Source organism: Acinetobacter sp. UBA3025, assembly GCF_002367915.1.
GTDB lineage: Bacteria > Pseudomonadota > Gammaproteobacteria > Pseudomonadales > Moraxellaceae > Acinetobacter.
Window position 1 is genome coordinate 1 of the sequence record NZ_DFDO01000084.1, and the last position, 6,417, is coordinate 6,417.

The window sequence follows — 6,417 nt, forward strand, 5'->3', positions numbered from 1 at the left end:
AGAACTGTGCAGCCTGCATGACCTGTTCCTGATACACCATAATCCCGTAAGTTGGCTCTAATACGCCTTCAAGCAGAGGATGCAGATATTCAAACTCACCGCCGTGCATACGGTGGATAAAGTCAGGAATCAGATCCATTGGACCCGGACGATATAGTGATACGAAGGCAATAATTTCTTCGAACTTACTTGGACGTGCTTCCTTCAACATCTTCTTCATGCCAACGGATTCAAACTGGAATACCGCGGTGGTATTCGCCGTCGCAAAGATGTTATAGGCCGGCTTGTCATCCAGAGGAATATAGGAAATATTCACTGGTTCAGTGACGTCTGGACGGGCATTGATGTGCTTGATGGCATCTTCAATAACGGTCAGGTTGCGTAGGCCTAAGAAGTCGAATTTGACCAGACCGGCAGCTTCGACATCGTCTTTATCGAACTGGGCAACACGCGCTGTACCATCTGCATCACACATCACGGCTGAATAGTCGGTCAGCTTGGTTGGTGCAATAACCACACCACCCGCATGTTTACCCGTATTACGGGTAATGCCTTCCAGCTTGAGTGCCATTTCCCAGATTTCTGAAGCATCGTCATAATCTGGATTGGATGGATTGGTAACAATATCTTTTAGTTGGGGTTCGGCTTCTAACGATTCTTCCAGACTTAAACCCAAAGGCTTGGTCGGAATCAGTTTAGAAATACGATCGGCCAGACCATAAGATTTACCGAGTACACGGGCTACATCTCGAATCGCACCTTTCGCTGCCATGGTACCGAAAGTCGCAATTTGCGATACCGCATCACGACCATAAGTCCGTGCCACATAGTCAATTACGCGGTCACGACCAGCGATACAGAAATCGACGTCAAAGTCGGGCATCGAAACACGTTCCGGGTTCAAGAAACGTTCGAACAGCAGGTCATAGCGCAGAGGATCAAGATCGGTAATTTTCAAACTATAGGCTACGAGGGAACCCGCACCTGAACCACGGCCCGGACCTACCGGTACGCCATTTCCTTTGGACCATTGAATGAAGTCCATGACGATCAAGAAGTACCCTGGGAAGCCCATATCCAGAATAATCTTGATCTCAAAGGCCAGACGTTCATCATAAGGCTGACGGATTATAGGCCAGTCTTCTTCACGTTTTTCTGGTGGATACAGGAAGTTCAGGCGTTCTTCTAAACCTTCTTCACATAAATGTGCGAAGTAGGTGTCAATAGTATGGCCTTCAGGAATTGGATAATCTGGTAGATCGTTGAAACCTAAACGTAGGGTGACATTACAACGTTTTGCGATATGGAAGGTGTTTTCAATCGCGGTTGGAATATCGCTAAACAGTTCCGCCATTTCTGTTGAGCTTTTAAAATATTGCTCAGGGCTATAAGTTTTAGGACGGCGATTATCACCAAGCACATAACCATCTGCGATACAGACACGCGCTTCATGTGCTTCAAAGTCTTCGCGTGCAATAAAATGCACATCATTATGTGCAACTACACCAATATTATATTTCTTTGCGAGCTTTACCGCTTCTTCAATGAAAGTATCTTCATTAGCACGGCCAGTGCGGGTGAGGGCGAGATAAACACGATTTCCAAATTTCTCTACCCATTCTTGCAGTAGCGGTTCAGCTTTATCGGGATTTGAAGTAATCAGCATTTTGCCGACATCGGACTGCATACCGAGCAATACGATCATGTCATCGTGCTGATTCAAGATCCAATCTTTTTGTACGCAAGGAATATCCAGTTGCTGGCCGCTGATATAACCTTCTGACACCAGTTCGGTCAGGTTGCGCCAGCCTTTGTTGGTCATGGAAAGCAGGGTAACCCGATGCTCAGCATCATTCAGACGAATTTCAGAGCCAAGAATCGGTTTGATGCCTTTATCCAAACATTTTTTATAGAATTTAACAGCAGCATGTAGATTGGATAAGTCAGTCAGCGCGAGTGCTGGCATCTCTTCATTCGCAGCAGCTTTGACCAAGTCAGGTATACGTACGATGGATTCAGTAATCGAAAATTCTGTATGAATACCAAGATGAACAAAGTGCATAAATGAGTCCCTGCAAAAACCACTCGATAGTTTAGCACGGGATTTATTGTTTCAGTTTGAAATTGAGGGGAAATGCTGAACTTTTAGATTGTGAATTAGAATTGACTTAAAGCTATGCTTATCATTTTATCGAAATAGAACTACGCACCCAAATTGAATTTGTATGAGGCGACATGGATGTCGCCGTTGGCTTGTGATACTGGGACGTATCATCAAGCTAACAGAAGATTTTTGTTACCTTGCATAGCAGTGCTATTCATCTTTCAAAAGTAAAAGAAGAATTTCAAGTGTCAGTAAGTTTATTCATAAAGTTATTTGAAAATTAGAATTTCATTATTTTTACTTTACTTTAAATTTTGAGTAGTTATGCCTTACTTTTGACGGGCCAAAAGTAACAAAACCCCTCGTTGATCTGATGGCACTTCCTGAGCAAGCTTTAAGCATTGCTTTAAAGCTTGTGTAAGACAGATCAACGGCAGCATCCATGCTGCTAAGCCATGTATCAAATGTTCGCTTCGATGTTTAAGATGCAGATATTTTTATGGGTAGAAAATAAAACCCTCAAAAAGAGGGCTTTATTTACTTAGGAATTTAGCTTAACGAAGTCGCGATAACCAGTCGCCAACACTTTGTACAATCTGCACCAGAATCAATAAGACAATCACGGTCATGATCACCACGGATGTATCAAAACGCTGATAACCATAAGAGATCGCTAAGTCACCAATACCGCCAGCGCCGACAGCACCTGCCATTGCGGTTGCACCAATCAGGCTAATGGTTGCTGTGGTCAGGTTCAGAATCAGTGAGCTACGTGCTTCTGGCAGAATAAACTTAAAGATAATCTGCATTGGCGTTGCTCCCATCGCTTGTGCAGATTCGATAATGCCTTCATTCACTTCCAGTAGAGAAGTTTCTACCAGACGGCCGATATAAGGACCGACATAAATAGTTAGAGGTACAATCGCTGCCCAAGTACCGATAGAAGTACCGACCAAGAATTTTGTTAAGGGAATAACTGCAATCAGCAGAATAATAAAGGGTAGGGAACGCAGTGCATTCACAATCGGGTTTAGAGCATGATAAATCACACGGTTTGGCAGAATCCCGTTTGGGCGAGTGACAAGTAAAATGATCGCCTGAATAAAGCCCCAGATACAGCCAAACAGCATTGCGAAGAACACCATGTGAAAGGTTTCTTGCAGTGCAGTAACAAACTGATCCATCGATAGTGAACTTTTCCAGAATGGCGCAGTAATAGTGGTCAACCACTGTACAATTAAGTCTCTCATTCTTGTACTCCTGCCTGATCTACTTGTACGCCGTTATCTCTCAGATATTGCATTGCCGCTATGATTTGCGCTGGATCGCCTAAAAGTTGGATAAACATCTGGCCAATCACTGAACCATTAATTTCTGTCATATTGGCAAACAGGATATTTAAACTGACATCAAACTGTTTGATCACACCTTGAATCACGGTTTCCTGCGCTGAGCTGCCCAGGAATTTTAAACAATAAATACTGTGATGATTCTGATTTTCCAGATTCGCCAGAATATTTACTGGCAAGTTCTGCTGGAGTACAGTCTGAATAAAGTTTTTGGTCGTTGGATGTTGCGGCTGACTAAAGATCTGTAGGGTAGAACCAGTCTCAATCACATCGCCTTTTTCCATGACAGCCACATAATCACATACGGTTTCAATTACATCCATTTCATGAGTCACCATGACAATGGTAATGCCTTGTTCCTGATTAATACGTTTCAGCAATTGCAGTACAGATTTGGTGGTTTGCGGATCTAAAGCAGAAGTTGCTTCATCACACAGCAGAATTTTGGGATGATTCGCGAGGGCACGCGCAATACCGACACGCTGCTTTTGACCGCCTGATAACTCGTCCGGAAAAGCATGACGCTTATGTTTTAGGTCAATAAAATCCAGCAGTTCTTCGAGACGTTTTTCCCGTTCAGCCTTACTCCAGCCAAGCAACTTCATTGGCATTTCAATATTGGCAGCCACTGTTTTAGTCTGCATCAAGTTAAAATGCTGAAAAATCATGCCGATCTGGGTACGTTCCTGACGCAATGATTTGGCATCCAAAGCAGTAAAGTTCGTGCCATTGATAATCACCTGACCAGACGTTGGGCGTTCAAGCAGATTAATCAGGCGGATCAGGGTACTTTTACCAGCACCACTATAGCCAATAATACCAAAGATACTGCCGGTTGGAATCTGTAAATTGATCCGATTCAAGGCACGTAAGGTTTGACCCTTGAGCTCATACTGTTTGGAGATGTCTTTAAATTCAATCATAGTGTCAAATACTGCATCACGAATAAAAAAACAGGCAAGAAATCTTGCCTGTTCTGAATATTGATTATTGTATTACTTTTCTTCGGTTAAATAAGTCACTGGTTTATTGACAGCAACTTTAGTACCACCGAAGTGTTCATCAACATAGGCTTTCACAGCAGGAGTATGATACAACTGGCCAACTTTTTGAAGTACAGGATCATTTTGACGGTCAGCAGCGACAGCTAAAACGTTAACATTCATTTTAGTACTTTGATCAATCGCTTCGTAATAGATCGCATCTTTCAATACGTTCAGACCACCTTCCATTGCCAAAGTATTACCTAGAACAATCGCATCAACTTCATCTTTCACACGAACTGCAGTCGCCATTTGAATTGGCTTAATCACAATCTGTTTCGCATTTTCAGTAATGTCAGCAGGCGTGCCTTTTACCAGGTCAAAGTTTGGTTTAAGTTTTACCAGACCAGCAGATTGTAATAATAACAATGCGCGTGATTCATTCGCGCCGTCGTTTGGAATTGCAATCGTCGCACCTGTTTTAAATTCTTCTACTTTTTTTACTTTGCTTGAGTAGATCCCCATTGGCTCAAGATAAGTCGTAGAAAGCGGAGCGATCTTTTGAGTATTGGCGTCGTTATAAGCAACCATATAGGCATAAGACTGGAATGCGTTGACATCAATTTCTTTGTTGGCAACAGCAGTATTCATCGCCACATAGTCAGTGAAGTTTTTCACATCAAGTTTGATGCCGGCTTGTTTAGTTTCAGGCAAAGTTGAAATGTAGCGCCATACGTCAGCATCTGAACCAGTAGATGCCATAGTAACAGTTTGCAGTTCACCTGAGTCTTTGTTTTGTGCTGCATCCGTTGCAGGCGCTTCTTGTTTTCCGCATGCAGTTAAAGTCAGTACAGATGCACTGAGTAAAACGCCAAGTAGCTTTTTCATAAAGATGTCCTAATTTTCGTGTTGCCTAAAGTATATGCATTTTAAGGTCATGTTAAAGTGGAGTTTTATTACACTTTCAGCTGACCTTAGATCGAGTCGCATGTGGCTCCGGCAGGGAAAATGCAAATGTACTGCAACAGTTCACGTTAATTCGATCGGGTCAGAGTTCACCAAACCACTATAGAGATTCCCTATTTGGAGAGAGTAAATAGAGGTTTTATAAAAGATATAGTCAAATTTGGTGCTCTGAATGGGCGCAATCATAGCAATTATTATTTATTCAATATAGTGGATAAAAACTATTTACTTATCTTTTTAATAGAATATAAATTGAATGAAAATGATCAAAATATTAATGAATACAATATATTATTTTTATTGAAGATAAGCCAAAATTTCTGATCACTTAAATATTGATCTTTATAAGTATTTATCCAATAGAAATCATAAAAATGAATAAACATGGGTAAATCTACTAGCTCATTGAACTACTGAAAAATCTTTTTTAATAAACGCTTAAGGAGGATTTAAGCCGTGTCTTATTTGCCTGAGTAATTAATTTGATTGATTTCATACAATACATGCCAACATAAAGGGTGATCTTCCGGCAGCTTTGGATGCTGAAATTCTTGAGTCTTTACCATGCCTATCTTTTTCATCACTGCTTCGGATGGTGTATTGACTGTGGCAGTAAAAGACACAACTTTATCCAAACCTAAAGTGGTAAACGCGTAATCCAATACTGCACGTGCACCTTCAGTCGCATAACCTTGATGCCAATATTTTTTTGCTAGCCGCCAGCCAATTTCAATACAGGGTGAAAACTCAAACAATTCAGGTTGGGGTTGCAGGCCGATAAAACCAATAAATTCTTTAGTCTGTTTTAGTTCAACTGCCCATAAGCCCCAACCATACTGATTAATTTGCCGTGTTACTTTTTCAATAAATTGTAGGCTTTGTTTAGATGTCAGTGGAGCGGGAAAATAACGCATGACATCCTCATCTGCACACATTTGGATAAATGGGGCAGTATCGGAGTCGTTCCATTGGCGCAGGATCAGGCGAGGGGTTTGTAGATGGGTAGTCATTTTTT

5 protein-coding genes are annotated in these 6,417 nt (G+C 41.7%); all 5 read right to left on the reverse strand.

What is annotated here, in order from left to right:
* Positions 1 to 2,062 (reverse strand): DNA polymerase III subunit alpha (dnaE, locus tag B4J23_RS03325; RefSeq protein ID WP_291358755.1); only part of this gene is annotated, 2,062 nt, incomplete at its 3' end.
* Positions 2,063 to 2,658: 596 nt separating this feature from the next.
* On the reverse strand, positions 2,659 to 3,354 hold the full coding sequence (locus B4J23_RS03330) for a methionine ABC transporter permease (protein WP_004786199.1): 696 nt from the start codon (positions 3,352 to 3,354) through the stop codon (positions 2,659 to 2,661).
* Positions 3,351 to 4,376 carry a methionine ABC transporter ATP-binding protein gene (locus tag B4J23_RS03335; RefSeq protein ID WP_125278354.1) on the reverse strand — a complete coding sequence of 342 codons (1,026 nt, stop codon included), beginning with the start codon at positions 4,374 to 4,376 and terminating at the stop codon, positions 3,351 to 3,353. Before B4J23_RS03335 ends, B4J23_RS03330 begins: the two co-directional genes overlap by 4 nt.
* Before the next feature lie 72 nt (positions 4,377 to 4,448).
* The gene (locus tag B4J23_RS03340; RefSeq protein ID WP_004786195.1) at positions 4,449 to 5,324 is read right to left on the reverse strand and encodes a MetQ/NlpA family ABC transporter substrate-binding protein; all 876 of its coding nucleotides are present in this window, start codon (positions 5,322 to 5,324) and stop codon (positions 4,449 to 4,451) included.
* Between the two features lie 539 nt (positions 5,325 to 5,863).
* Positions 5,864 to 6,412, reverse strand: a complete 549-nt coding sequence (locus tag B4J23_RS03345; protein WP_125278353.1) for a GNAT family N-acetyltransferase — start codon at positions 6,410 to 6,412, stop codon at positions 5,864 to 5,866.
* Positions 6,413 to 6,417 lie beyond the last annotated feature (5 nt).